Genomic DNA, 24,956 nt, shown 5'->3' with positions numbered 1-24,956 from the left:
GCCCAGAGTGCCGCATCCGGAGCCTCGGGGTCGGGGTTATCCACAGGCGCCGCCGGCGGCCGGCGCGTGAGGGGTCGCAAATCGACCTTCGTTGGCGCCGGGAAGGTCGATTTGCGACCCCTCACGAGAAAAAAGGGTCAGGGCACCCGGGCGAGGGCGGGGGCTGGCGCGGGAGCGGGGGCGCGGAGGGCGGCCACGATCTCGAGCGAGCGGATGCGGCCGGCGAGCGTCGACGCCTGGGAGCTGAGCATCAGCTCGTCCGCGCCGGTCGACTCGAGCAGCGCGGTCAGCTTGGCGTCCACCTCGGCCGGGGTGCCGACGGCCTGGCGCCGGTTCCGGGCCTCGATGAAGTCCCGCTCCGGCGGCGAGAACTCGTAGGCGAGCGCCTCGGCGATCGACACCGGCTCGGGCTTCTGGCCCTGGCGCATCCGGAGGAAGGTGAGCAGCCCGGGCAGCGACTCCCGGCGCACCACCTCGGGGTCGTCGTCGCTGACCAGGCCGACGGCGATCATCGTGTGCGGCGCGGTGAGGAAGCGGCTCGGCTCGAACCGCTCGCGGTAGATGGCGAGCGCGGCCTCCGTGTTCTCGCCGGCGAAGTGGTGGGCGAAGGCGAACGGCAGCCCGAGGGCGGCGGCGACCTGCGCGCTGAAGCCGCTCGAGCCGAGCAGCCACATCTGCGGGGCATCGCCGAGCCCGGGGTAGGCGGTGATGGTGCGCATCGGGTTGGCCTCGTCCATGCCGCCGTGGAAGAAGCCGATCAGGTCCACGAGCTGCTGGGGGAAGTCGTCGACGCCGAGGCCCTCGGTGCTGCGGCGCAGGGCCATCGCGGTGGCGCCATCCGTGCCGGGCGCCCGGCCGATCCCGAGGTCGATCCGGTCGCCGTACAGGGCGCGCAGGGTGCCGAACTGTTCGGCCACGACGAGCGGGGCGTGGTTGGGCAGCATGACGCCGCCGGAGCCGACCCGGATGCGCTCGGTGCGGGCCGCGATGCCCGCGATCAGCACCGGCGGGGCGCTCGAGGCGATCGCCGGCATGTTGTGGTGCTCGGCGACCCAGAACCGGTCGTAGCCGAGGTTTTCCGCGGCCTGGGCGAGGCGGATGCTGCCGGCCACGGCCTCCGCGTTGGTTCCGCCGGCGAGGCGGGCGGCCAGGTCGAGCACGTTGATCGGTAGCGTTTTCATCCCTCGGTGCAACCGGGGGCCCGGCCGGTTGATTCCCGCCCGTGACCAAATCGAAACGCCCATTCCACCCCCGCGGCCCTCCCCTCCCGGGGGTAGGACGGTAAACTCGCCTTTGGCCAAGGAGGTCCACACGATGAGAAAAAAACTGTTCTCTGCCGCTGTCTGCGGTTCCGCATTATTGCTCGCCATCACCGGGTGCAGCACCACGTCCGGCAACGGAACGAAGGATGACGGCGCGACCGGATCCGGCACCGGAGCGGATTGCGTCATCAAGTCCGCCGTGCCGATCTCCGCGGCCTTCAGCCTGACCGGAGCGGCAGCGCAGTACGGCGCGAGCCAGAAGAACGCGCTCGAACTCGCCGTCGAAGACCTGAACAAGGTCGGCGGGGTCACCTACGAGCTCACCGTCGAGGACGACGCGACCGACCCCAAGCAGGCCATCCAGGTGTTCGACACCCTGATCGCTTCCGGCGCCGCCGTCATCATCGGCCCGACGCTGTCGAACACGGCCAAGCAGACGAACCCGATCGCCCAGGACGCCAAGGTCCCCGTGCTCGGTGTGTCCAACACCGCTGCCGGCATCACGGAAATCGGCGACTACATCTTCCGGGACTCCCTGACCGAGGATGCCGTCATTCCGCAGACCATCAAGGCGGCCGTCGAGACCCTCGACGTGAAGAAGGTCGTCGTGATGTACAGCAACGACGACGCCTTCACCGAATCCGGCTACCAGGCCTTTGCCGCGGCTCTCAAGGACGAGGGCGTCGACATCGCCGACACGCTGACCTTCTCCAAGGCCGACACCGACTTCCGCGCCCTGCTGAACAAGGCCAAGAAGTCCGACGCCGACGCGATCGTCGTCTCCGGCCTGATCGACGCGGCCGTGCCGCTGGTCACCCAGGCGCGCGAAATCGGCATCGACACCCCGATCATCGGCGGCAACGGCTTCAACTCCCCCGCCCTGATCAAGGGCGCCGGAAAAGCCGCCGAGGGCGTCATCGTGGGTGCCGCGTGGAACTCGGCCTCCGACAACGAGCAGAACGTGAAGTTCATCGAGGACTACACCGCGAAGTTCGATGCCGCCCCCGACCAGTTCTCGGCGCAGGCGTATGCCGGGCTGCAGATCATCGACCACGCGGTTCGCGCCGAGTGCTCGGCGGAGCGCGAGGCCATCAAGGCGGGGCTCGGTGACATCACCGACGTGCCCACCGTGCTGGGCGACGTGAGCCTGAACGAAAACCGCGACGCCGTGCACGACGCACTCGTGCAGGTGGTCAAGGACGGCAAGTTCGCCATCCTGGAGTAGCCTGACCCGCGCACCCCGCTCCGCCTCGCTCAGGTCGTGTGCCGCCCGGATTCCGGGCGGCACACGACCGATAACAGGGACGTCACCATGCAACTCTTTCTCGACGGGATCTTTCTCGGTTCGATCTATGCGCTGTTCGCCATCGGTTTCACGCTGGTGTTCGGCATCCTGGACCGGCTGAACCTGGCTCACGCCTCGGTCTTCACGGCCGGCGCGCTGGTGGGGATCGAGGTGGTGTCGCGGTTCGGGATTTCGATCTGGCTGGCCATCCCGCTGGTGCTCGTCCTGGGCGCCCTGCTGGGCGTCCTGATCGAACGGATCGCGTTCCGGCCGCTCGCCGGACGGCACGATGCGCACTTCGCGGGGCTGATCTCCTCGATCGCGTTCGGGGCGATCATCCTCTCGCTGCTCCAGGCGCTGTTCGGAGCGGACACCCGGCGCTTCCCGGCCGACGCGTTCCCGCAGGCCCGGTTTGAGATCCTCGGCGCCACCGTCTCCCTGCTGCAGGTGATCATCCTGGTCATCAGCGTGTCGCTGATGGTCGTGCTGACCTGGCTGGTCGCCAAATCCAAGCTGGGCCGCGGGATGCGCACGATCGCCGAGAACCCCCACGCCGCCGCCGTGCTGGGGCTGAACGTGGGCCGGATCAGCAGCACCACCTTCGCCATCTCCTCGGCGCTGGGCGCCGTGGCCGGTGTGCTGTTCACCCTCAACGTCAACGCCGCCCAGCTTGGAATCGGCCACGCGGTGGAGCTCAAGGCCCTGGCCGTGATCGTCGTCGGCGGGATGGGATCCCTGCCCGGCGCCCTGGTCGGCGGCCTGATCCTGGGCCTGTCCGAGGTGCTCGCCGTGAATTACATCGGCAGTTCCTGGCGGGACATGGTGGCGTTCGGGCTGCTGTTCCTGATCCTGATCCTGCGGCCCCAGGGCCTGTTCGGCGCACGCAAGACGCGGGAGGTCTGATCATGTTGGTGGAATACAGCTCACTGATCACGTTGATCGCGCTGACGGCCATCCTCGCCTTCAGCTTCTACGCCGTGCTGATCGCCGGCCAGCTCAGCCTGGCCCAGCTCGGGCTGGCGTCGCTCGCCGCCTTCACCTCCTCCCTCGTCGTGCCGGACGAGCCCCTGTTCGGGTTCATCCCGCCGCTGGCCGTCGGCATCGTCTTCGGCATGTGCGTGGGCATCCTCGCCGCGTTCATCCTCGGCCTGCCGGTGATCCGCCTGCGCGGCGTCTTCCTCGCCATCGCCACCCTCGCCTTCGGCGAAATGGTGCGGATCTTCCTGATCAACCAGACCTGGACCAACGGCGCCCAGGGGCTGGGCTTCCCCAAGCTCGTCGGCATCGAGGTCGCCTGGATCGCCCTGATCGTGGTGGCCTACTGGTTCTGGCGCCTGTCCGGATCCCGGATGGGGCGGGCCTTCGCGGCCATTCGCGAAGACGAGCTGGCCGCCACCACCATGGGGATCAACGTGGCCCGGTACCGGATGGCGTCCTTCGTCATCGCGGGGGCCGTGGCCGGCCTCTACGGCGTGCTCCTGGCCTACTTCTCCCGGTTCGCCGACCCCAACGAGTTCTCCTTCACCGCGGCCGTGGACGGCCTGGTCACCGCGGTGGTCGGCGGGGTGACGCTGTTCGTCGGCCCGCTGCTGGGCTCCGTCTTCCTCTCCGTGCTCCCCGAGCTGCAGCGCCTGCTCGGCATCAACGCCGGCTGGATCCGCCCCACCATCTCCGGGGTGCTGCTCCTGGTCGTGATCCTCTTCCTGCCCGGAGGCCTCTCCGGCCTCATCCCGCGGCGGAAGTCCGCCAAACGCCTGGTCGCCAACCCGGCCCTGCGGCCCGACCTGCCTGCCCTCCCCGCGCCCGGCACGGAACTGGTGAGCCTGCAGGGCATCGGCAAGTCCTACGGCGGGGTGCACGCCGTGCGCTCCGTCGACCTCAGCGTGCAGGCCGGGGAGGTCCTCGGCCTGATCGGTCCCAACGGCGCCGGCAAGACCACGCTGGTGAACATGGTCACCGGGCTGACTCCCCCGAGCACCGGCACCGGGGTCGTGCTCGGCGCGGCCCTGACCGCCGGCACCAAGGCTCACCGCCTGGCCCAGTCGGGAGTGGCCCGCACGTTCCAGCAGATCAAGCTCTTCAACCGGCTCTCGGCCCTGGAGAACGTGCTCGTCGGCGGCTACCGGATCACCCACGACACGCTGCTGCGGCGCCTGCTGTTCCTGCCGTCGGCCAGGCGGTTCGAGCGGGAGGCCGTGGCGATGGCATCCGCCCAGCTGATCCGGGTGGGGCTCGGCGACAAGGCGGCCAACGCCGCCGGAGACCTGTCCTACGGCGACCAGCGCCGGCTGGAGATCGCCCGCGCGCTGGCCTCGCATCCGTCGCTGCTGGTGCTCGATGAGCCGGCGGCCGGCATGAACCACGTCGAGGCCGGACGCCTGTCTGAGCTGATCAGGTCGCTGGCCGCCGACGGCATCGCCGTGCTGGTGATCGAGCACAATGTGCGGATGATGCTGGCCACCTGCGACCGGATCATGGTGCTGAACTTCGGCGAGGTCATCGCCTCGGGCAAGCCCGCCGACATCGCCCGCGACCCCAAGGTGCTGGAGGCGTACCTCGGGTCGGCCGGCAATGATGCCGACGTGGAAGCGGCATCCGTTCTCGCCGCAGAGAACCTGGCCGAGGTCGCCGTCGAACTGGCCAGGGAACACGAACAGGGTCCGGATGCCGTGATCGGCGACGACGCCGAACCGAACGGCGCGGCCGAACCGGAGGACAAACGATGAGCGACCCGATCCTGAGCGTGGAGGGCCTGCAGGTCAACTACGGGCGAGTGGAGGCGGTGCGCAACGTGTCCTTCGAGGTGGCGACCGGCGCGCTGGTCACCCTCGTGGGCGCCAACGGCGCCGGCAAGACCTCCATTCTCAATGCCGTTTCCGGGCTCATCCGCCCACGCCACGGTGTGATCAAGTTCAAGGGCCAGGACATCACCAAATGGCCGGCGCACCGGCTGGTGAAGGCCGGGCTGGTGCAGGTGCCCGAGGGGCGGGAGATCCTCGGCACGCTGACCGTGGCCGAGAACCTGAGCCTCGGCGGCTGGCACCGCGGCAGCACCCTGAACGCGAATGTGGCCCGCGTCTACGACCGCTTCCCGGTGCTCTTCGAACGACGCAGGCTCCACGCGGGGGCCCTCTCCGGCGGCGAGCAGCAGATGCTCTCGATCGCGCGGGCGCTCATCGCCGAGCCCGAGATCCTGCTGCTCGACGAACCGTCGATGGGACTCGCGCCAAAAATCGTGGATGAGGTCTTCTCCGTGATCGAGGAGATTCGGAGCACCGGAACCACGGTGGTCCTGGTCGAGCAGAACGCGCGGCGGGCCCTCGCGGCGGCGGACTTCGGTTACGTGCTGGAGACCGGGGAGATCACTCACTCGGGTCCCGCCCACGAACTGCTCGCCGACGAGAAGGTGATCGAGGCGTACCTGGGCCTCGACTAGCGAGCAGCCTCCGAGCGATCCCGGATCCGCGACCACTATGGCGCCGTCGACGGTTCTGCTAGGGTGCCGTCCAGGGTGATGCGGCCATGCTGCGGCACCGGAACGGGAGCAGCCCGCCCGCGGCGGTGGAGGTGACGGAGTGAGCGGTGTCGACACGGTGCAGCGCAGCGCGCTTCACCACAGAACGCTGTTCCTGACCTTCTCCTATCTGGTCGTGCTCGCGCTGATCGCGTTCTGGCCCAGCCGGGTCGACCGCGACGCCGGGGACCTGCTCGGCTCCGTCGTCGGCTGGCTCCATCGGCACGGGGCGCCCCGCTGGATGCACTACGACGTCATCGAATTCGGGGCGAACATCGCGCTGTTCGTGCCGGTGGGGCTCTTCGTGGTGATTCTGGCCGGTGCCAGCCGCTGGTGGCTCGGGCTGGTCGTCGGGTTCACCGCCAGTTGTGTGATCGAACTCGGTCAGCTCGCCTTCGTGCCGGCCCGATTCGCGACGGTGAACGACGTGGTCGCGAACACGGCCGGCGCCACCGCCGGGGCGGCCGCCGCCGTGCTGCTGCTGCTGGCCCTCGGCGTGCCCGCCGACCGCCGGCTGTAGCCGGGCACCCTCCGGGCCGCCGCTACTCGGCCGCTCTCGCACCAGATCCGTGGCCAACTCAGGAGAATCGGCACGCGGGCAGGCAGGTCCCCCGTGTTTCCGGGCGGCCGACGAGGCGCGGCACCGGATCTCCTGAGTTCGCCACGGCGGGAGCCTGACAGTGTCGGCTGGTGCCGGGGAGGCACGCGCTACGGACCGGTGAGGAGGCCCCGGAGCTGCACGGCGGTGGGGTTGGCGGGATCGAGCGAGAGCGCCCGGTCGGTCTCCGCCACGGCACCGGAGATGTCGCCGAGCAGGTAGCGCGCGACGGCGTTCTGCACGGCAACCGCGGAATCCTTCGGGGCGAGTTCCGCCAGGGCCTCGAGCGTCCGTCCGGCCGCGGAGGTATCCCCCGAATTGAGCTGGCCGACGGAGAGCGCCCGCTCGGTGGAGACGGTGGCCAACGGCACCTCGGCGCTGAGCACGACCGCGAGCCAGAGGCCCCACGCGCCCAGGGCGATCGTGCGGACGCCGGACCACAGCGACCGGGTCACCCCCAGCCGCAACCGCAGCCGGCCCCCCACCCTATTGGCCGGGGCGCCGGCTCCGAGGGGGGTTTGCGCCCTCGCGCGCACCCAGACATGGGCCCCCAGAAATGAGGGCACTCCGCAGCGCCAGAGGGCGAAACCGGCGCGGAGAGCTGATACTAAGGGAATGGCCAACACGCGCGTCCGTCGAACGCTCGCGCGCGGGCGGCGCACCGTGCGGCACCACACCCCATCGGTGAGGTCGCGGATCGTGGTGTCGATCCTGGCCGTGGCCGCCCTGGGCCTCGCGGCGTCCGGGGTCGCGGCCTACCTCGTGCAGCGGGAGGGCGTCGTCGCCAGCATCGACGCGCGGCTCCTGCGCACGGTCCCCGACCTGAAGGCGATCGCCTCCGGCGCGACCACCGGCGGCGATACGACCACCGGCACCGGCACGGATACCGACACGGGCCCCGGCCCCGCTTCCGCAGGCGGCCCCGGCCCCACCGCGCTCGCCACCACGGGCGCCGCCGTGTCCTCGCCGCTGACCAGCGTGGATGCCATCCTGCGGGTGGCCATGAAGCAGGTCATCCCGGCCGCGAACGAGAGCGTCCTCGGACTGATCGACGGCAAGCCGGCACTGGTCCCGGCGGCGAACCTGCCCTTCCGGATGGACGAGGACGCCGCGTTCGTCGCGCGGATCCTGGCCGAGGCCGACCCGACCCAGGTGGTGATCGGCACGGCCACGGGCACGGAGCAGACACTTCGCTACCTGATCGTTCCGGTCAGCGCCGCCGGTGACCCGAGCTCGGGCCTCTACGTCGCCGCGTTCGACCTCGACGCCGAGCTCGGCCTGGTCGCCGAGTCCTTCCAGACCTTCGTGCGCGTGGCCCTGGCCGCCCTGATCGTCGTCGGGCTGGTCGCCTGGGTCGTTGCCGGCCGGCTGCTGCGCCCGATCCGGCTGCTGCGGGATGCCGCCGCGGGCAGCACCAACGCCGCCGACCTCACCGAGCGCATCCCGGTGACCGGCCACGATGACGTGTCCGAACTGGCCACGGCCATCAACGGCATGTTCGACCGCCTGCAGGCCTCCTCGCTGAGCCAGCGCCGGCTGCTGGATGACATCGGCCACGAACTCAAGACGCCGATCACGATCATCCGCGGCCACCTCGAACTGCTCGACATCGCGAATGTGGGAGAGGTCAGGGCCACCCGGGAACTCGCCATCGACGAACTCGACCGGATGTCCACGCTCGTCTCCGAGATCTCCCTGCTCGCGTCGTCGTCCGGGCCGAACTTCGTCGAACTCGCCGAGGTCGACATCGAGTCGCTGACCGCCTTCGTGGGCGCGAAGGCATCCGCGCTCGATCCGGCGCGCACCTGGCGCACCGAGTCGGTCAACGTGCTCGCGCAGATCGACTCCCGCCGGATCACCCAGGCCTGGCTGCAACTCGCCGACAACGCCGTCAAGTATTCGACCCCGGGGACCCCGATCACCATCCTCGGCGAGGTCGCCGAGACCCCGGCCGGACCGCATCTCAACCTGTCGGTTCAGGATGCCGGGCCCGGCATCGCCGTCGAGGTCCAGGAGCAGATCTTCGAGCGCTTCCGCCGGCTCGAATCGAGTCGGGGCGTCTACGGCTCCGGGCTCGGGCTGTCGATCGTGTCGGCGATCGCGGAGGCCCACGGCGGCTCCGTGCTGCTGCAGAGCGCGCAGGGTGCGGGATCCGTCTTCACCATCAGCATTCCCCTCGTCGCCGAGGCGGCCATCCCCGAGGCCCTCGTGGGCGCGGAAGCATAAGGAGCACCAGGTGACCAGGATTCTCATTGCCGAGGACGAGTCGCGCATTGCATCGTTCGTGGAGAAGGGGCTGCGCGCGGCCGGCTTCTCGGTGACGATCGCCGACGACGGCCGGGCCGCCGTCGCCGAGGCCGAGACCGGGCAGTACGACCTTTTGGTGCTCGACGTCGGCCTGCCCGGCCTCGACGGCTTCGACATCCTCGAAACACTGCGCGGCCAGGGCAACCGGATCGCCGTCATCATGCTCACGGCACGGGACTCGGCCGCCGACACCCTGCGCGGGCTCGAAGGCGGAGCCAACGACTACATGTCCAAGCCGTTCCGCTTCGACGAGCTGCTGGCCCGGGTGCGGCTTCGGCTGAGGGACGTCCGCCCCGACACCGCCGGCACCCTGGCATCCGGTGATCTCGAACTCGACCTGAAGACCCGGCGGATCCGTGTGGCCGGGCGCCCCGTCGACCTCTCCGCGCGCGAATTCGGCCTGGCCGAGGAGTTCATTCGCCACCCCGAGCAGGTGCTCAGCCGAGAACAGCTGCTCAGCCGGGTGTGGGGCCTCGACTACGACCCCGGCTCGAACGTGGTTGAGGTGTACGTGCGCTACCTGCGCGCCAAGATCGGCGCCGACCGGATCGAGACCGTTCGCGGCATGGGGTACCGCCTGAAATAGAAATGGCCGGGGAGCGTCCAACCCGATGGTCGCTCCCCGGCTCTGGCTACTGTCGGCGCGGTGCGCCGGCAGAGTGTGTGTGGCTAGTCGTCCGACTCGTCTGAATCGTGCGAGTCACCGGAGTCCTCTGAGTCCTCGGAGTCCTCTGAGTATTTCGAGTCCTCTGCGTCCTCTGAGTGGGTCGCTTCGTCTTCGCGCTCGGCCTCGTCGGCGTCGTCCGACTCGTGGTCGACCTCGACCGCGTCATCCGGCTCGACGGCCTCGACGGAACCGGAGGAGTCGGATTCCTGCTCGTTCTCGTCGGCGTCATCGCCGTCGTCGTCCGAGGACGAGTGCTTCGTGCCGGCGTCTTTGGCTGCGTCCCTGGCTGCGTCCTCGGCGTCCTTGGCCGCATCTTTGGCTGCGTCCCTGGCGCTCTTGGCAGAGTCGCGGGCCTCGTCCCTGGCGTCCTTGGCCGCATCGCGGGCTTCGTCGCCGGCCGCGTCGTCATCCGCGCCGGATGCGTCGTCCTCCGGCGTATCGGTGGACTCCGTCGTCCAGCCGAACAATCCGTGGGCGTTCGGGTTCGCGTGCTCGAGGGCGTTCTCGCTGGCGTGCTCGGAGGCGGGCCCGACGCCGCTCACGGGCATGACCTGGCCCGGGGCATCCACGGTCGTCAGGGATGCGGTCGTCGCATACGCGCCGCCGGTGGCGAGCGCCACTCCGAGCAGGCTCGCGGCCCCGGTCATGAACAGCTTCGTTGATTTCTTCATCGTGATGCGCTCCCGTTTCTTCCCGAACCCGATCGGGTCATTGGGGCAACTCTGGCGACGGGAGATGAGGCCACCCGGAGAGCGGGATGAGAGATTTCTCATCCTCGAGGCGGGCCTCGGCCGCCGGACCCGGGTGCCGGACCTGGGAGACGAATATAACCCGGCCTGTCTCGAGGCGCCAGAGGGGCTTACCCCGGCACTATGGGCGCGGCTTAGACTGGTGCCGGAAAATACTCGACGGCACGGGCACCCTGAAACCCGGCCGGGCTTGGGCGGTCGGAAGGCAATCGGTGGGGAAATTCATGCGCTGGGCGCTGGTGCCGCTCATGACGGCCTGGGCCGCGCGGACGGGCGCGAGCCTCGGGCATGTGCCCCGGCCGACGGATGCTCCCCAGGCGCGATCCGCGGGCGTCGATAGCGACCGCGTGCTCGTCTTCGGCAGCGGTCCGGCGGTCGGGTGGGGGGTGCTCAGCCACGATCTCGCCCTGCCGGGTTCCCTCGCCCGGGCACTGTCGGCCCGCACCGGGCGCGGGGTCGACGTCGAGGCCCTCTTCAGCCCCCAGACGACCGCACGTTCGGCGGTGGCGGACCTCGACGACCGCGACCTGGGCCGCTACGACGCCATCGTCGTGACCCTCGGCGGCAATGACGCTCTCACCCTTACCTCGGTGCGGGCGTGGCGCCGCGAACTGTCCGCGTTCCTGAGGCTGCTCGTGCGCACCTCGGGGCGCAGCACGCAGGTCTTCATGCTGGGCGTGCAGCCCATTCGATCCGTGCCCGGGTTCGGCGGGCCGTTCGGCACCATCGCCGACCGGCACGCGGCGGTGCTCAACGAGGCGACGGCAGTGATGTGCCGGGCGCTTCCGCGCACGACATTCGTTCCGTTGACGGCTCGGCCCGGCGTCGCAGCAGACCGGTTCCGCACGGCAGAGGACTACCGCCACTGGGCGGGGATCCTGGCCGCGACCATGGCCGGCCCGCTCGACGCCGAGCATGCCAGGGGCGCACGCCCCGCAGCGGAGAGCCCGGGCGGCGACCACGCCCCGTGAGCCTCCGGCGAGCGCTCCGGCCAGGGCGGGACGCCGCCCGGGAACACGCGGCCCACGCCCAGCCCGGTCGGATTACCCTCGATACATGAGCAGGATTGCGGAGCGCTGGCGGTCGCACCTCCTCACGACTTTTTCCGGCAACTCCGAGGGTCGCCCGCACTGGATCGGCCCGATCGAAGAGGGCGATGACGCCGGCTACTTCGGCCCGGGTTCGGCGGCCTGGGCCGTGCACGGCGGGATGGCGACGATGGTCGCCGGCATCCGTGCCCTGCTCATGCAGACGCTGCACCCGGGCGCAATGGCGGGCGTGCACGACTGGTCGCGGTACCGTGAGGACCCGCTCGGGCGGCTCGGCGGCACCATCCAATGGCTGATCACGGTGACCTTCGCCGACACGAAACTGGCGGGGCTCGAGTCCTCGCGGGTGGCGCGCTTCCACGACCGGGTCGCGGGCACCTACCTCGACGCGCGGGGTGTCGAACGGCCATATGCGGCGGGCGACCCTGAGCTGCTGTCCTGGGTGCATGTGGTGTTCACCGACGCGTTCCTCGCCTGCGAGCAGTTGTGGGGCGGCGACATCCCCGGCGGCGCGGATGCCTACGTGCGCGAATGGGCGATCGCCGGCGAGCTGGTGGGCGTGCCCACCCCGCCGCGCTCGGAGCGGGAGCTGCGGGCGCAACTAGCCGCCTTCTCCGAGGCCGGGACGCTCAAGAGCGACGAGCGCGTGGCCGAGGCGGTGCGCTTCATCCGCAATCCGCCGCTGCGTCGCTCGATGATGCCGGCCTACCGGGTGATGTTCGCCGGAGCGGTCGCGTCGCTGCCGGAGGAGTATCGCCGGATGCTCGGGCTCCGGCGGTCGAGGCTGCCTGCCGTGTGGGCGACGGGCGTGGTGCTCGGGGCGGTGCGGATGCTGCTCGGCAGCCGCTCGACCTCGGAGGATGCCGCGCGGAAGCGGATCGCCCGCCTGCAGACCCGCCGAGATTGACACTTGCGGTCGAGTTGCCCCCGCGCACCGGGCAAACTCGACCGGAACAGGCAAAGTCGGCGCATCCCCCGCTGCGCTGGAAGGGAACCGAGGCGGCGAAAACGCCTCACGAGGGCGCGATCGAGGCGTTTTGGTTGCGTCCCCGTGAGTGGTGTGGTTTCCCGCTCGTGAGCGTTGCTCCGGCAACGTGAAGAGCCACCGTGCGTGGGACGGCGTCCACCTCCGCGTAGCGATCAATAAGTTCCTCATTATCAAGGCTCCCCATTTGGACAACCAGGATGACGACGAATTGACCGAAACCGACACCGATTCTCTGGACGAGTATTACGCCATCTCAAACGGCACCGACCGGTGCGAGGCTGCCGGGCTCCGTGACGACGCCCCGACACACCATGCTCGCGCCCCTGACCCGACCGTCCCCCGGCAGACCAATGCGCCTATTGCAGGATTTGCAGAATAGAGCTCCAGCAAGAACGTCCACGGATTCACCCCCCACCTACGGCTGGTAGCCTCCGGCGTCCGCGTTGTGGCCCGGTGGGTTTCCGCTGATGAGCGTTCTCTCTTGTGAGCTGTTCACCATCGGGGTCGAGGCACGCAGGCGGCCTTGCGATCGTCAGCGGTCGCGAACTGGTCATCCGGTTTCTGCTTGGCGGGGTTGACCCCGGCGCCGTCACTCGTCTTCGCTGGGCTTCCTTTCGGCGACGTTTTCGGCAACTGCTGGCAGGTCTGCCTGTTCCATGTTTTCGATGTGAGTCAGGGACGGGTACGGACCTACTTCGGTTTCGCCCTCCACTGACATATCGCCAATCGGGGTGCCCACGGCCGGTTTGCCTGGCTTCGCGGACTAGGACGTCCCGCTTTCATCAGATACTGGTGTCGCCATCTCTTCGCTCATGGTGGACCTCCGCACGTCGCTTCGCGAACGCTTCGCGAACGCTTCGCTGCTGGTGAGAATATGCCTGCGGTCAGCGCGCGTCCAGTGCACGATTCAACGGTTGCCGCGGCGGGTGTGGGCATTGCGATCTGGACTGATGGTCCTGGCAATTCTGCGACTGGCACAACAGGAACGCGGATTTCAGCTCGGTCCTATCGAGCACCTGTGAGCCCAAACAGCAGCCGCAGGAACCAGGACCAGCCTTGCATCGTGGCTTCGGCGGGGTTCAGACGCCTGTTACGCGCCTCGGCGACCCGACATCGAGCGCACCAAGAACGCAATCACCGCTATCACCAGAAGGATCACACCCACCCACAATAGGAAGTTCAGGGACGGCACAAATCCTCCCGTCAGCAAGAGGACGAGCGCGATGATAGCCACGACGATGAGCAGCATGTTCATGGTGTTCCTTTCCGTTGTTCCCGGAAGGTCCGGGCAATGGAGTACCGGGTGCGTTCGCTATTTCTTGAACATGTCTTTCACCTGTTCGCCGGCCTGCTTCAGACTCGCCTTGGCCTGGTCGGTCTTGCCTTCAGCCTCGAGCGACTTGTCCCCCGCGATCTTGCCCGCGCTCTCCTTGATCTTTCCCGCGGCCTTCTCAGCCGCATTCTTGATCTTGTCAGCCTGACTCATAGTTTCCACCTCTCATCAGTCGAAGACAGTGAGGCCGCGCCGACAGATCGAATCTTCAGCGTTCTGGGCGAGCCCCTTTCCGGCGACGATACCCTCGCGTCAGGGTTGCAACAATGGGGCTGGACACCGGCTCCCGCTTCATCCACCGGCAATTCCGGGGAGCTGAAGGTGCCCTACGCCCGCGCGTTGGCGCCGGAGATGGTCGCGACGGCCCGCGCGCAACGCTGGGAACCGATCGAGGTCATCAAGGCCCTCTTCGTCGAGGAGGTCGCCGGTCGATCCCGGTCCATGCTCGCCACCCGTCGGAAGGCCGCCGGCTTCCCGACCGGGAAGACGTTCGACACCTGGGACGAGTCCGCGTCCTCGATCCCGGTGCCGACGCAGCACGTCCTGCGGACCCTGGAATGGATCGGTCGGAAGGAGAACGTCGTCGTTTGCGGGCCGAGCGGCACAGGGAAGACGTTCTTCCTCGAGGCCCTCGGCCAGCAAGTCGTGGAGGCCGGGATGCGCGTTGCGTGGTTCCGCCTCGAGGACCCAGGCGCGCTGGTCCGCGCGCACCGCTCCGACGACTCCGTCGGCCGCGTGGTCGCCCGGATCCTCCGCGCCGATTTGATCGTGGTCGATGACATCGGGCTGCTCGAAGTGGGTGCCGATGCGGCGGAAGGGCTCTATCGGCTCGTTGACGCCGCCTACGAGAAACGCTCCATCGCCGTGTCGTCGAACCTGCACCCGGGCGGCTTCGACGCCCTGATGCCCTGACGCCCTGATGCCCTGACGCACATGGTGGATTCAACCGGTCGTCGCAACACCTCGATTATGGAGGTATCGGATGGGTCGGCCAGCGGATTGGATGAAAGAGCTGACGGGCAGGTCGCCAATGAAGTCGCCGGGTGCTCCGTCGCTTCGTCGGGAGGTTGAGCGGAAGTTCTGGGGTCAGATAGCAGAAGGGCTAACCAGCGAGAACGCTGCGACTGCGGTCGGCGTGTCGCAGGCGGCTGGTAGCCGCTGGTTCCGGGAGCGTGGCGGTGTGCCGCCTTTTGAGGTGCCCAGGTAAACAAAGCGGTGGCCCGTCTTTGAAGACGGGCCACCGGCGGTTGTTGCCCAAGAAAGGTTCCTGGGTGTGTGCCTTACTCCAGGACGCCGCAGGCGGCCGGGTCCGTCGCTTCTGCAGGCAGGTTCGGGTCCAGTTCGCTTGCACCTCGGCTGAAGTCATAAGAGCCGTTGCCGTTGTAGTCGATGCCGTGGATCACGACGACGCCTTCGCCTTCCCGGATGGAATCTGCGATCTCTTTGGCCGTTCCGGTTCCGTTGGGGCCCGGGTAGCCCGTTCCCGCCACCTTGGTGATGCGGATGTTATCGCGGCTGTAGTGGTAACTGCCATCCGCAGACACCGGGAAACGGGTCACGTCCAGGAAGCTGGCGGGAGTCGTGTCGCCCGTCGTAGTCAGCGACACGACGACCGGTCCGTACGCCGGAATCCCTTCCACGGTGTTTAGGCGGCCATCACCGTTGCTGTCCAGTGCCAGGGTGGGGCACTCGTTCAGCGCTTGGTTGCCGTAGTGGATGTGCTGCGCGTGCGGAGCGTCTGGTGTTAGCCCGGAAGCGTGCACTTCTATGTGCTTGATCTTCTGGTTGCGAACTACTGCGGTAGCGGTGCCGGATGCCCCCGAGCCGTTTAGCTCCGTGAGATTGGCGGTCAGCGTTACCGTTTTGTCGGCACCTGTGGCTTGATCACTGTGCGCTTGAGCTGCGCCGGATCCGAGTGCAGCCGCAGCGAGTAACGCAACGGTTGAGGCTCCGAAAATCCCAATGGAATATCGTTTCACGATTGTCTCCTTGGTTAGCGGCCAACGAGGAGGTCCCGTTGGTCGTGGGTAGTTCGTAACAAACACTAATGAGGTTTGGTCATCTTAAGGGATTTTAGTGCTTTCCCGCCCACGGAGTCGGAGCAATGCTCGTTTGACGCCGAACCCCCTTGGAACTGGGCCATCCGCTCGCGCACAGCCATTGATACCGTGCACAAGAAGACACTCATTGAGTGTCACAATCGCGGACGATCGGTGGTCGGCCGTTGTCCAGGAGGGCAACTCTAGCTGTCGCCTGGCCAACCTCCATACAGTCGGGATCGGCGAGAAACACCCTGTGATCACCATCTCCGTCCGGCGCAGGTCACGTCCCGCACGGTGTTGAGAAGCTCCACCACTCAGCGGGACGTGACCCGTTTTTGTTAGAATCGTCGGATGCCTTCAGCCGGTTCGACCCTCGCCTCCACGGTTTTCCGCTGGTTTCGCGACCGGTTTCGCCCATCCCGCGGCCCGTCCGACGGCGCATCCCGCGGCTCGTCCGACGGAGCATCCCACGGCCCATCCCACGGCCGGTCCCGACGGATCGCCCTCGGCCTGATCGTCGGCCTCGTCGGCCTCGCAGCCATCGGCGTCGTTGCCTCGACGCTCACCCTCGGCGCGGATCCGGAGAACGAAACCGTGCGCGTCACCCGTCCGGCGGAGGGGTCACTGCGGGTGCTGTTCGCCGGGGACTCGATCACGTACGGGCTGTCGGCCGAGGACAAGGACCTCGGGTACCGGCCGCTGATGGTCGATGCGCTGTCCGCGGGCGGGCCGGTCACCGAACTTCGGGCGAACAGGGCCGGCGCCGACACGGGCGTGGTGTCCGGCATCCTGAACGCGCCGGCCAACCTCGACCTGGCGATCATCGAACTCGGCACGAACGACGTGGTCGAGAAGACGCCGCTTCCCCGGTTCGAGACGGTCTACGGTGCGCTTCTGGACCGCATCCGTCACGAGTCGCCGGCCGTGCCGCTGCTCTGCGTCGGCACCTGGGGCAGCGAGGGCGGCGCCGACGGCTCGGATGCCTACAACGCGGTCATCGAGGACGAATGCGGCGAGCGCGGCGGCGCGTTCGTCAGCCTGTACGGGCTCTACCCGGTGGAGGCAAACCGTGGCCCGGCCGGACGGGACGTCTTCGGCGGCACCAGCGACAACTTCCACCCGAACGACCGCGGCTACCGCGCGATCGCCGAGCTGCTCCTCGCCCGCATCAGCGTCGACTGACCGGCCCCTCCCCCGCCGAGATTGGCACTTGCGGTCGAGTTGCCCCCGCGCACCAGGCAAACTCGACCGGAACAGGCAAACTCGGCGCATCCGGGGCGCATCCTTGGCGCACGCTCGGCCCCGCGCCGATCGGAACTCGGCGAGAGTGGGCGAGAGTCGCCGATCGTGCCGAGAATCGCCGGTGCAACGGGGACTCTCGGCAGGAACGGCGACACTCGGCGCATCCGGGGCGCGGGGTGGCGGGGGTTCAGCCGCCCAGCGCAGCCGTCCCGCCCAGCGCAGCGGCCGCGGCCCCGTCCGCCTTGCCGAGGACGGTGAGCACGTAGACGAGCATGATGGCCACCCAGACCCACATCGGCGCGAGGCTGGCGCCGGTCAGGCGCCGCACGGTGACCGAGCGCCCTACCACGTAGGCCCCGGGTGAGAGGATCGCCCAGGCCCAGTGGAACGGCCGGTCCAGGCCGTCGCGCAGCAGCTGCCGGTGGTCGAGGTAGGCCAGCACGACGCTGCCGATCGCGATGCCCCAGCCCAGCAGGGGCGACGACGTCTCGGCGGAGGTGAGCGCCAGGAACGACACCACGGGCAACAGGGCGATGGCCCAGATGTAGTTGTTGAAGACGGATGCCTGCGCCCCCGCCGCCAACGCGCCGTCGATCCCGTAGGCGTTCCGCTCGGGATCATGCAGGTGTTCGGTCCACTGGTCGCCGTCCCACCATCGCTTCTGGGGCAGCCCGGCGGGATCGGCGTACCAGCCCCGCTGGGTGGGGACGTCTGGCGAGGCGTCGCTCACGATGGCTCCTTGCAGGTCGACTCCGGCAAGTCTACGTCGGCGGCTACTTGACGCTGCCCGCGGTCAGGCCGCCGATCAGCCGCTTCTCGATCAGCATGAACAGCACGACGACGGGGATGATCGCCACGACGGACACGCCGAAGACGTAGTGCCAGCTGGTTTCGTACTGACCCACGAACTTGGTCAGCGCCACGGCCAGGGGCTGGTTGCCCGCGGTCGACATGATCACCAGGCTCGCCGCGAACTCGTTCCAGCAGGCGACGAAGGTGAACACGATCGCGGTCACGATGCCGGGCCAGACGAGCGGCAGGTTGATCCTGAAGAGCACCGCGAGGCGCCCTGCCCCGTCGATCTGGGCCGCCTCGTCGATCTCCTTCGGCACCCCGGCGAAGAAGCTGTGCATGATCCACACGGCGAAGGAGAGGTTGAACGCGGCGTTGATCAGGATCATCGCCAGCCAGGTGTCCGAGATGCCGAAGAAACTGAACTGGCGGAAGAGCCCGGAGGTGAGCACGGCCGGCTGCAGCATCTGCGTGACGATGACCAGGAACATGAACACCATCCGCCCCGGGAAGTGGAACCGGGCCGTGTAATACGCGGCCGGGAGGGCCACCAGCAGCACCAGCAGCGTGGCGAAGACGGCGATGATGATGGTCGAGACGAGGTTCTGCACGAGCGGCGTCTCGGGCGTCGACCACATGGTGAGGTAGTTCTCCCAGCGCCACGCGGTGGGGAAGTAGGTGGGGTTCACGGATCGGATCTCGCTCTTGGACTTCACCGAGCCGAAGAACATGATCAGGTACGGGATGACGAAGATGGCCAGGACCACGGCCCCGGCGAGCATCCTGAGCAGCATGGTCCGAAGCGGAACCTGGTCGGCCGTGAACCGGCGCCTCCGGGCGCCATTCGGCGCCTGCGCGATGACGGTCACAATCACAGCTCCTTCATGGGCTTGACGAGCTTCACGTAGATCGCGACGATCACGATGACGATGAGGAACGCGATCACGCTGAGTGCGCTGGCGACGTCGATCTTGTGCTCGTTCTGGATGTACTTGAAGATCATGGTCATCACGGTGTCTGCGTCGTAGCCGGGGATCGACCCCGTCATGATCTTCAGGATCGGCAGCGAGTTGAAGACATTGATGATGTTGATGAGAACCGCCACCGACAGCGCCCCGCGCAGCTGCGGCAGCACAATGGCGACGTAGGTGCGGATGCGTCCGGCCCCGTCCATCTTCGCGGCCTCGAGCACGTCGGCCGGCACCGTTGCCAGGCCGGCGAGGATCGTATAGGTCGTGAACGGGAGGGAGACGAAGACCGCGATGCCGATCGACCAGACGAACGCGCTGGTCGCGTTCTTGGTCCAGCCGTAGGGAGCGTCGATCAGGTTGATGTCGACCAGGAACTTGTTGATGATGCCGATGTACCCCTCGAGCCCGTAGTACACGACGAGGGTGGTCATCACGACGCTCGCGGCCCAGGGGATGAGCACGGCCATGCGAACGATCTGGCGGCCGGGGAACGCCTTGTTGAGGAACTGGGCGAGGGCGAGGGAGGCGAGCACCGCGATCGTCACGACGGCGAAGACCCAGATCACGGTGCGCACCATGATCCCGCCGAGCGGCGCGAAGGCGAACAGGGTCTCGTAGTTCTCGAAACCCACCGAGCCCTTGTCGACGCCGCTCAGGCTGATGTCCCGGGTGGAGTTGTAGATCATCACGACGGCGGGGAACAGCACGACGCCGAAGATCAGGATGAGCGCCGGCCCGATCCAGGGCAGCGCGGAGAAAAGGTCGGTGAGGCGGGTTCCCGCCGCCGCACGTGCTCGCACGACCCCCGCGCGGGGACGGCCGTTGGCCGCCCCCGTGGGGACCGGTGTTTCGTGAATGCTCTGAGTCATGTCGTCAGGGGTCATTTCGTCAGTCACCGGTATTCGTTCGTCGTCGTGCAATGCGTTGTGCGTGGTGCGTTGTGCGGGACTGGCTAGCCGGCGTCGGCCTTGGCCTGGATCTCCGACAGCACCGCCTGGGCGTCCTTACCCTGGGCGAGCTGGCCGACCAGGCTCTTGAAGGCCGCGTTCGTCGCGTCCCACTTCGGGTTGGTGCTCGGGTAGAACTGCGCGTCCGGCAGCATCTCGAGGAACGGAAGGAGATCCTCGTTGCTGTCCATGGCGGACGAGCCCGACTTCGTGGTGGGGAGGAACTTCTCGGCCGTGACCCAGGGAACATACTGGTCTGCCGAGTAGAAGAAGTCGAGGAACTTCGTGATGGCGGCCTGCTTCTTGCCGTCATTCTGGAAGGCCATCAGGTGGTCAGCCACACCGAGGGTGAACGGCTTGCCGTCCATCGTCGGGATCGGGTTGACCGAGTACTTCATCTCCGGGTTTCCGTCGGCGATCTGGCCCACGGTGGGCGGGAGGCCGATGATCATGCCGATCTTGCCCTGCACGAAGACGTCCATCAGCGGGCTGCGGTCGGTCGCGCCGGCATCCGGCTGGGTTGCGCCGGCTTCGACCATCTTCTGGATGAACTCTGCGCCCTTGAGGTTCTCCGGGGTGTCGACCGTGATCTCCGTCGCGTCACCGAAGCCGCCGCCTGCGCCGTAGAACCAGATTGCGCTCTCGGCCTGGGCCTCTTCAGAGCCGAGCGGGAGTCCGTAGCCGGCCACCCCTCCGCCGATCTTGGACACCTTCGTTGCCGCGGCGAGCAGCTCGTCCCACGTCGCGGGAACCTTCGTGACGCCGGCCTGGGCCAGCAGGTCTTCGTTGACGAACAGGGCGCGCGCCGACGCGAGCAGCGGTGCTCCGTACTGCACGCCGTCCACCGATGCGCTCTCGACGAACGAGTCCTGGAAGTCGCCGAGGGTGTCGGCCGAGACGACGTCTTCGATCGGGTAGAGCAGCTCATCGGCCGCGAATCCGGCGAAGGGGCCGCCGTTCATGATGTCGGGGGCCTTGTTGCCCTGCACCTTCGTGGTGACGACGTCGTTGAGGTTGTCCCAGGACTGCACCTCGAGCTCGACCGTGATGTCCTTGTTGGCCGCTTCGAAGTCCTTGATGACGGTTTCCCACAGGCCCTGGGTGTTGTCGGAGTAGCTGGGGACCAGCAGGTTCAGGGTGGTGGCTTTTCCGTCGGCTCCATCGGATGCCGTGCCGCCGCCGAAGCCACAGCCCGCGAGCGACACTGCCGCCAGCGCCGCAGTGGCGACGATTCCTCCCATACGCAGAGACTTCTTCATCGTGGTGAGTTCCTAACCGTTTGTGATTGATAGTGAGCGTTTATTCAACTGATGAATCATTATCATTCAGAAGTAGCCACAGCCTGTCGGTTTCGGCCGGGCAAATCAATCCATGTTTTGTGATCGTTACACGTCGTTAATAATCAAGAATAGACTTTTAGTGATTATTAGTGGAGGTTTGTAGTCATTACCAATCACAAATCAGATTGTTCCGCAACCTTCGAGGAGTCCCGATGACCGCGACCGCCGAACACATGGCCGTCGAACTGGCCTCACAGCCCGAGACCTGGGCGCGTGCAGCCGGGATGACGCGCGAGCAGGCGTTGCTGCCCGCACCGGGCCTCCGGGTCGCCGTCGTGGGCTGCGGCACCTCCTGGTTCATGGCCCAGTCCTACGCGGCCCTGCGGGAGTCCGGCGGCCAGGGCGTGACCGACGCGTTCGCGGCATCCGAGGCCTTCGTCAACCGGGACTACGACGCCATCATCGCCCTGACCCGGTCCGGAACGACCACGGAAGTGCTCGAGCTGGTGCGCGCCCACCGCGGCGCGGCGCCCATCATCGGCATCGTCGGCGACACCTCCTCGCCGCTCGTCGACGAGGTGGACGAGGTCATCGCGCTGCCGTTCGCCGACGAGCAGTCGGTCGTGCAGACGCGTTTCGCCACGACCGCCCTGGCGCTGATGCGGTCCTCCCTGGGCGAAGACCTCAGCGGCGCCATCGCCGACGCGGAACTGGCCATCGCCGACGACCTGGACGACGCCCTGGTCAACGCGGAGCAGTACACGTTCCTCGGTCGCGGCTGGAGCGTCGGCCTGGCGCACGAGGCCGCCCTGAAGATGCGGGAAGCGACCCAGTCCTGGACCGAGTCCTACCCGGCGATGGAATACCGCCACGGTCCAATCAGCATCGCGGCCCCGGGTCGTGTGGTCTGGATGCTGGGGACGCCGCCCACCGGCCTCGTGCGGGATGTGGCGCAGACCGGCGCGCGTTATGTGTCCAGCGCGCTCGATCCGATGGCCGAACTCGTGCGGGTGCACAGGCTCGCCCTGCTCCTCGCCCGGGCCAGGGGACTCAACCCCGACCTCCCCCGCAACCTGACCCGATCTGTCATTCTCGACTCGTGACTCTGATCCCCTCTCCTGACCGGCCGCAGCAGGCTGACCGGCCGCAGCCGCTCGGCCCCGGAACGGCCGTCGCCGCGTTCGACGTGGGCGGCACGGACATGAAGGCCGCGCTGTTCGACTCGTCCGGGCGGATGCTCGGTCTGCGCCGCACGCCCACGCCGCACCGCGGCGCCGAGACCGCCGAAGCCGTGCTCGAGCGTGTCGAGGAGCTCCTGGCCGAGTTCGCGCACACCTTTCCGCACGTGCGGCCGGCCGGCATCGGCCTGATCGCGCCGGGCGTCGTCGACGACGACCAGGGAATCGTGCGAGAGTCCGTGAACCTGGACTGGAACGACGTGCCGTTCCGGCGGCTGCTGGAGGATCGGCTGCACCTGCCCGCGTCGTTCTCCCACGACGTGCGCGCCGCCGGCGAAGCCGAATTCCAGCTCGGCGCCGCCCGCGGGTTCGGCACGGTCGTCGTGATCATCGTCGGCACGGGCATCGCCGCGTCCCTCGTCGTCAACGGCCGGGCCCACGTCGCCGGCGGTTACGCCGGCGAGCTCGGGCACTCGATCGTCGACCCCCGGGGCGCACGGTGTGCCTGCGGGGCACGCGGATGCCTCGAAACCGTTGGCTCGGCCGGCGCCATCAGCCGGCGCTACGCCGAGGCGACCGGCCAGGAGCCGGTCGGAGCCCGGGAGGTGCTGGCGCTGGCCTCGACCGGCGATCCCGCCGCCCGCAGGATCTGGAACGAGGCCATCGACGCGCTCGCGCTCGGCATCGCCCAGGTCACCGCGATCCTGGCCCCGGAGGCCGTCGTCATCGGCGGCGGGCTCGCCGAGGCCGGCGACGCCCTGTTCGTCCCCCTCCGCGAACGGGTCGACGCGCTGCTCAGCTTCCACCGCCGGCCCCTGGTGTTGCCGGCCCTGATCGGCGAGAACGCCGGACTCATCGGCGCCGCCCTGCGCGCCCGGGCCGCGGCCGACCGCTCGGGGCAGGCGTCATGATCGTCACGGTCACGCCCAATCCGGCCCTCGACCTCACCTACCGCCTCTCCACGCTCACCCCCGGCGAAACGCATCGCGTGCCGGCGGCCGCCGTGCGCGCCGGCGGGAAGGGCCTGAACGTCGCCCGGGTGCTGCACCAGCAGGGCCACCCCGTGTTGGCCGTCTCCCCGGCCGGGGCCGCCTCCGGCGAGGAGTTCGCCGCGGAGCTCCGGGCCTCCGGGCTCCCGCACCGGCTCGTCCCCGTGCTCGCGCCCACCCGCCGCTCGGTCGCCCTCGTCGACGAGGGACAGGGCCGCACCACGATCCTCAACGAGTACGGCGAGAACCACACCCCGGCCGAATGGCTGGCCCTGGCCGACGCCACCGCGGCGGCGCTTCCGGGCGCCACCTGCCTGGTCTGCTCCGGCAGCCTCCCCCCGGGCGCCGACGTCGACTTCTTGCCGAACCTCGTGGCCCTGGCGAGCGCCCGCGGCCTGCCAAGCGTGATCGACACGTCCGGCCCCGCGCTCCTCGCCTCGGCCCGGGCCGGGGCGACCGCGCTCAAGCCGAACCGGCAGGAACTGGCCGAGGCCACCGGCGAGCCCGACCCGGTGCGCGGCGCGCGGATGCTGCTCGAGCACGGCGCCGGGATGGTCCTCGTCTCGCTCGGCGAAGAGGGCATGCTCCTGCTCACGGCCGCCGAACCCGGCCGGCTCTGGCGAGCGCGGCTGCCCCGCGTGCTGCCGGGCAACCCGACCGGGGCCGGCGACGCGGCCGTTGCGGCCATCGCGTTCTGCCTGGCCACCGGACTCACCGACCCGGCCCAGATCATCCGCCGGGCCACCGCGTGGTCGGCCGCGGCCGTGCTCATGCCCCTGGCCGGCGAAATCTCCCCCGACCACGCCGCGCTGGCCGATGAAATCCAGGTCGACGAACTCCCAGCCGACTTCCAGATCGCCGAACTCCCAGCCGGCGATATCCCGATCGAAGGACCCCGATGACCCTCACCCCCACCCGAGAGCTGATGCGCTCCGCCGCGACCGGCGGCACCGGGATCGGCGCCTTCAACGTCATCCACCTGGAGACGGCCGAGGCGCTCGTGGCCGCGGCCGAACAGGCAGCTCTCCCCGTCATCCTGCAGATCTCGCAGAACTGCGCGAGCTACCACGGCGGGCTGAGGCCGATTGCGGAGGCCACCCTGGCGATCGCGCGCGCCGCGGCGGTGCCCGTGGCCGTGCACCTCGATCACGCCGAGGACGAAGCGCTCGCCTGCCTGGCCGTGGACCTCGGCTTCGGTTCGGTCATGTACGACGGGGCGCACCTGGACTACGACGAGAATGTGGCCAGCACGGCCCGCGTGGTCGCCTACGCCCACGCGCGCGGCGTGTACGTGGAAGCCGAGCTGGGCACGATCGGCGGCAAGGGCGGCGCCCACGCGCCCGGGGTGCGCACCGATCCCCACGAGGCCGTCGCCTTCGTGCGGGCCACCAATGTCGACGCCCTCGCCGTGGCCGTCGGGTCGTCCCACGCGATGACCAGCCGCGTGGCCGCGCTGGACCTCGAACTCATCGCCCGGCTGCATGCCGCCGTTGCCGTGCCGCTCGTGCTGCACGGGTCATCCGGTGTCTCCGACGAGCAGATCGTCGGCGCGATCTCGGCCGGCATGACGAAGATCAACGTGTCGACCCACCTCAACGGCTTCTTCACCGCCGCAATCCGCGACTACCTGGGCGCCAATCCGACCGTTGTCGACTCGCGGAAGTACGTCGCGGCCGGTCGAGCGGCCCTCACCGGCGAGGCGGCAAGGATGCTGCGGCTGTTCTCGCTCTCACCGGCGATAGATTTACAGAAGCCATGAGGAA

At 68.5% G+C, this 24,956-nt stretch carries 26 protein-coding genes and 1 pseudogene; 17 read left to right on the top strand and 10 right to left on the bottom strand.

Annotated elements, in window-relative coordinates:
- Positions 1-137 precede the first annotated feature (137 nt).
- Positions 138-1,181, bottom strand: a complete 1,044-nt coding sequence (locus BLQ39_RS07395) for an LLM class flavin-dependent oxidoreductase (protein WP_092322930.1) — start codon at positions 1,179-1,181, stop codon at positions 138-140.
- A 133-nt stretch (positions 1,182-1,314) separates the two neighbouring features.
- Between BLQ39_RS07395 and BLQ39_RS07390 the strand changes: the two genes are divergently transcribed.
- From BLQ39_RS07390 to BLQ39_RS07370, 5 genes are all read left to right on the top strand, one after another.
- The gene (locus tag BLQ39_RS07390; RefSeq protein WP_092322929.1) at positions 1,315-2,487 is read left to right on the top strand and encodes an ABC transporter substrate-binding protein; all 1,173 of its coding nucleotides are present in this window, start codon (positions 1,315-1,317) and stop codon (positions 2,485-2,487) included.
- 87 nt (positions 2,488-2,574) lie between these two features.
- On the top strand, positions 2,575-3,450 hold the full coding sequence (locus BLQ39_RS07385; protein WP_092322927.1) for a branched-chain amino acid ABC transporter permease: 876 nt from the start codon (positions 2,575-2,577) through the stop codon (positions 3,448-3,450).
- Between the two features lie 2 nt (positions 3,451-3,452).
- Positions 3,453-5,273, top strand: coding sequence for a branched-chain amino acid ABC transporter ATP-binding protein/permease (locus tag BLQ39_RS07380; RefSeq protein WP_092322926.1), 1,821 nt, complete (start codon positions 3,453-3,455; stop codon positions 5,271-5,273).
- A complete protein-coding gene (locus tag BLQ39_RS07375) occupies positions 5,270-5,983 on the top strand; it encodes an ABC transporter ATP-binding protein (RefSeq protein WP_092322924.1) in 714 nt (237 codons plus the stop codon). Before BLQ39_RS07380 ends, BLQ39_RS07375 begins: the two co-directional genes overlap by 4 nt.
- 139 nt (positions 5,984-6,122) lie before the next feature.
- Positions 6,123-6,581, top strand: coding sequence for a VanZ family protein (locus BLQ39_RS07370; protein WP_092322923.1), 459 nt, complete (start codon positions 6,123-6,125; stop codon positions 6,579-6,581).
- 188 nt (positions 6,582-6,769) lie between these two features.
- Here the strand turns inward: BLQ39_RS07370 and BLQ39_RS07365 are convergent, their stop codons facing one another.
- Positions 6,770-7,114 (bottom strand): tetratricopeptide repeat protein, encoded by a 345-nt coding sequence (locus BLQ39_RS07365; RefSeq protein WP_092322921.1) that lies wholly within the window; start codon positions 7,112-7,114, stop codon positions 6,770-6,772.
- A 160-nt stretch (positions 7,115-7,274) separates the two neighbouring features.
- Between BLQ39_RS07365 and BLQ39_RS07360 the strand changes: the two genes are divergently transcribed.
- Positions 7,275-8,885 (top strand): sensor histidine kinase, encoded by a 1,611-nt coding sequence (locus tag BLQ39_RS07360; RefSeq protein ID WP_092322920.1) that lies wholly within the window; start codon positions 7,275-7,277, stop codon positions 8,883-8,885.
- A gap of 10 nt (positions 8,886-8,895) precedes the next feature.
- The gene (locus BLQ39_RS07355) at positions 8,896-9,552 is read left to right on the top strand and encodes a response regulator transcription factor (RefSeq protein WP_092322918.1); all 657 of its coding nucleotides are present in this window, start codon (positions 8,896-8,898) and stop codon (positions 9,550-9,552) included.
- Between the two features lie 83 nt (positions 9,553-9,635).
- Here the strand turns inward: BLQ39_RS07355 and BLQ39_RS07350 are convergent, their stop codons facing one another.
- Positions 9,636-10,304 (bottom strand): hypothetical protein, encoded by a 669-nt coding sequence (locus BLQ39_RS07350; protein ID WP_092322917.1) that lies wholly within the window; start codon positions 10,302-10,304, stop codon positions 9,636-9,638.
- 302 nt (positions 10,305-10,606) lie between these two features.
- On the opposite strand from BLQ39_RS07350, the gene BLQ39_RS07345 reads away from it, so the two are divergent.
- From BLQ39_RS07345 to BLQ39_RS07335, 3 genes are all read left to right on the top strand, one after another.
- Entirely contained in the window at positions 10,607-11,353 is a 747-nt protein-coding gene (locus BLQ39_RS07345; protein ID WP_167738564.1) for an SGNH/GDSL hydrolase family protein, read from the top strand.
- 85 nt (positions 11,354-11,438) lie between these two features.
- Positions 11,439-12,338 carry an oxygenase MpaB family protein gene (locus BLQ39_RS07340; protein WP_092322914.1) on the top strand — a complete coding sequence of 300 codons (900 nt, stop codon included), beginning with the start codon at positions 11,439-11,441 and terminating at the stop codon, positions 12,336-12,338.
- A 265-nt stretch (positions 12,339-12,603) separates the two neighbouring features.
- Complete coding sequence (locus tag BLQ39_RS07335) at positions 12,604-12,798, top strand: hypothetical protein (RefSeq protein ID WP_134575314.1); 195 nt, start codon at positions 12,604-12,606, stop codon at positions 12,796-12,798.
- Between the two features lie 711 nt (positions 12,799-13,509).
- Here BLQ39_RS07335 and BLQ39_RS15585 read toward each other — a convergent pair.
- Complete coding sequence (locus BLQ39_RS15585) at positions 13,510-13,674, bottom strand: DUF2207 domain-containing protein (protein ID WP_143006462.1); 165 nt, start codon at positions 13,672-13,674, stop codon at positions 13,510-13,512.
- 57 nt (positions 13,675-13,731) lie between these two features.
- Entirely contained in the window at positions 13,732-13,905 is a 174-nt protein-coding gene (locus BLQ39_RS07330; protein WP_092322911.1) for a CsbD family protein, read from the bottom strand.
- A 168-nt stretch (positions 13,906-14,073) separates the two neighbouring features.
- Between BLQ39_RS07330 and BLQ39_RS07325 the strand changes: the two genes are divergently transcribed.
- Both BLQ39_RS07325 and BLQ39_RS16115 read left to right on the top strand, forming a co-directional pair.
- Positions 14,074-14,664, top strand: a complete 591-nt coding sequence (locus tag BLQ39_RS07325; RefSeq protein WP_277870637.1) for an ATP-binding protein — start codon at positions 14,074-14,076, stop codon at positions 14,662-14,664.
- Between the two features lie 91 nt (positions 14,665-14,755).
- Positions 14,756-14,944: pseudogene (locus BLQ39_RS16115) on the top strand (IS30 family transposase); the annotation flags it as partial.
- Between the two features lie 88 nt (positions 14,945-15,032).
- Here the strand turns inward: BLQ39_RS16115 and BLQ39_RS15580 are convergent.
- Entirely contained in the window at positions 15,033-15,731 is a 699-nt protein-coding gene (locus BLQ39_RS15580; protein ID WP_134575316.1) for a hypothetical protein, read from the bottom strand.
- Positions 15,732-16,145: 414 nt separating this feature from the next.
- Here BLQ39_RS15580 and BLQ39_RS07310 point away from each other — a divergent pair, with 414 nt between their 5' ends.
- A complete protein-coding gene (locus BLQ39_RS07310) occupies positions 16,146-16,976 on the top strand; it encodes an SGNH/GDSL hydrolase family protein (protein ID WP_092322906.1) in 831 nt (276 codons plus the stop codon).
- 247 nt (positions 16,977-17,223) lie between these two features.
- Here BLQ39_RS07310 and BLQ39_RS07305 read toward each other — a convergent pair whose 3' ends face one another.
- From BLQ39_RS07305 to BLQ39_RS07290, 4 genes are all read right to left on the bottom strand, one after another.
- Complete coding sequence (locus BLQ39_RS07305; RefSeq protein WP_092322905.1) at positions 17,224-17,766, bottom strand: DUF2510 domain-containing protein; 543 nt, start codon at positions 17,764-17,766, stop codon at positions 17,224-17,226.
- Positions 17,767-17,809: 43 nt separating this feature from the next.
- Complete coding sequence (locus BLQ39_RS07300; protein ID WP_241977018.1) at positions 17,810-18,697, bottom strand: carbohydrate ABC transporter permease; 888 nt, start codon at positions 18,695-18,697, stop codon at positions 17,810-17,812.
- Positions 18,698-18,699: 2 nt separating this feature from the next.
- A complete protein-coding gene (locus BLQ39_RS07295) occupies positions 18,700-19,668 on the bottom strand; it encodes a carbohydrate ABC transporter permease (RefSeq protein ID WP_092323005.1) in 969 nt (322 codons plus the stop codon).
- 83 nt (positions 19,669-19,751) lie between these two features.
- A complete protein-coding gene (locus BLQ39_RS07290; RefSeq protein WP_241982918.1) occupies positions 19,752-20,987 on the bottom strand; it encodes an extracellular solute-binding protein in 1,236 nt (411 codons plus the stop codon).
- A gap of 251 nt (positions 20,988-21,238) precedes the next feature.
- On the opposite strand from BLQ39_RS07290, the gene BLQ39_RS07285 reads away from it, so the two are divergent.
- Genes BLQ39_RS07285 through BLQ39_RS07270 form a run of 4 tightly spaced genes read left to right on the top strand, consistent with a single transcriptional unit; the run spans position 21,239 to position 24,952 of the window.
- On the top strand, positions 21,239-22,129 hold the full coding sequence (locus BLQ39_RS07285; protein ID WP_092322902.1) for an SIS domain-containing protein: 891 nt from the start codon (positions 21,239-21,241) through the stop codon (positions 22,127-22,129).
- Positions 22,126-23,115 carry an ROK family protein gene (locus BLQ39_RS07280; protein WP_241982919.1) on the top strand — a complete coding sequence of 330 codons (990 nt, stop codon included), beginning with the start codon at positions 22,126-22,128 and terminating at the stop codon, positions 23,113-23,115. Before BLQ39_RS07285 ends, BLQ39_RS07280 begins: the two co-directional genes overlap by 4 nt.
- Positions 23,112-24,095: a 1-phosphofructokinase family hexose kinase gene (locus BLQ39_RS07275; RefSeq protein WP_092322900.1), complete on the top strand. Its 984-nt coding sequence runs from the start codon at positions 23,112-23,114 to the stop codon at positions 24,093-24,095. Before BLQ39_RS07280 ends, BLQ39_RS07275 begins: the two co-directional genes overlap by 4 nt.
- On the top strand, positions 24,092-24,952 hold the full coding sequence (locus BLQ39_RS07270) for a class II fructose-bisphosphate aldolase (protein ID WP_092322899.1): 861 nt from the start codon (positions 24,092-24,094) through the stop codon (positions 24,950-24,952). Before BLQ39_RS07275 ends, BLQ39_RS07270 begins: the two co-directional genes overlap by 4 nt.
- Positions 24,953-24,956 lie beyond the last annotated feature (4 nt).

The organism is Cryobacterium psychrotolerans (assembly GCF_900101115.1).
GTDB classification, from domain to species: Bacteria; Actinomycetota; Actinomycetes; order Actinomycetales; family Microbacteriaceae; genus Cryobacterium; species Cryobacterium psychrotolerans.
Note: the sequence above shows the minus strand (reverse complement) of the source record. Positions and strands in the feature narration are given on the sequence as shown.